At 59.1% G+C, this 788-nt stretch carries 1 protein-coding gene and 1 pseudogene; one reads left to right on the top strand and one right to left on the bottom strand.

What is annotated here, in order from left to right; translation table 11 throughout:
• Window positions 1-368: 368 nt before the first annotated feature.
• Window positions 369-621 (bottom strand): annotated as a pseudogene (locus A9Z05_RS38255) (hypothetical protein); the annotation flags it as partial.
• Here A9Z05_RS38255 and A9Z05_RS37320 point away from each other — a divergent pair.
• On the top strand, window positions 594-788 hold a 195-nt coding region (locus A9Z05_RS37320; RefSeq protein ID WP_218077836.1), incomplete at its 3' end, for a hypothetical protein. The pseudogene A9Z05_RS38255 and the gene A9Z05_RS37320 sit on opposite strands and share 28 nt — an antisense overlap.

The raw sequence follows: 788 nt of genomic DNA, 5'->3' as shown, positions 1-788 counted from the left end.
GCTTGCCGCCGGCGACGATCCCCGAGCCGACGTGACAGGCGAGTACTTCTATCACATGAAGCGCATGGCAGCGAATCCTCAGGCACGAGATGCTGTTTTACAGGACCAGCTCCTACGCATGTGCGAGGAACTGTCGGGCGTCGCACTTCCTCAGTAATTAGCGAGCGACCACTGCCGCGCGCATTGCTCACGCTGAACCGCCCGGGTTTTGTGGAGGCTCGGATTCTTGAGAGAATCGAGCCATGATGAACAAGAAGGCAACCAAGTTTTCCCCTCAAGTTCGATCCGGCGCGGTTCAGTAATTGAAACAGCCAAGTCTTCTCAAAATCACATTCTGTTTGAATGAAGCGACGGGGCAGAACGAAGATTCAGCAAAACTCCCGCGACGGGGTCGGTAGGGCGCCGAGCAACTCGGTCCTGTCGACGAGCTTGCTCGCGATCACGTGTCGCACTTTCCCTTCAGCCTGCCACACGCCGCAGACCGCGAGCAGCGCGGCGCCGAGCGCTTCCTTCAAACATCTCCAGCAAGCCCGGCCAGAGGATCACGTTGACCTGGCCCGTCTCATCCTCGAGCGTCATGAACAGCACGCCGTTTGCCGTTCCTGGCCGCTGCCGTACTGTGCGATCTGCATTTACACTCGCAAGCGCACATACATCTGGCGCGCGCGATCTCGCTAAGAACGACTGACTGGAACGCCTACTTCAACGCCGCCGTTTCCATGCTCGCATTTTCAACATTCGATGATGCGCAGACGATGCTCACGCGGGGCGCAGCGGCCCCGCGCCGT

Source organism: Burkholderia sp. A2, from assembly GCF_001729305.1.
Taxonomy (GTDB): domain Bacteria; phylum Pseudomonadota; class Gammaproteobacteria; order Burkholderiales; family Burkholderiaceae; genus Burkholderia; species Burkholderia sola.
The sequence above is the reverse complement of the archived record's forward strand: the minus strand, read 5'-3'. Positions and strand labels throughout refer to the sequence as shown.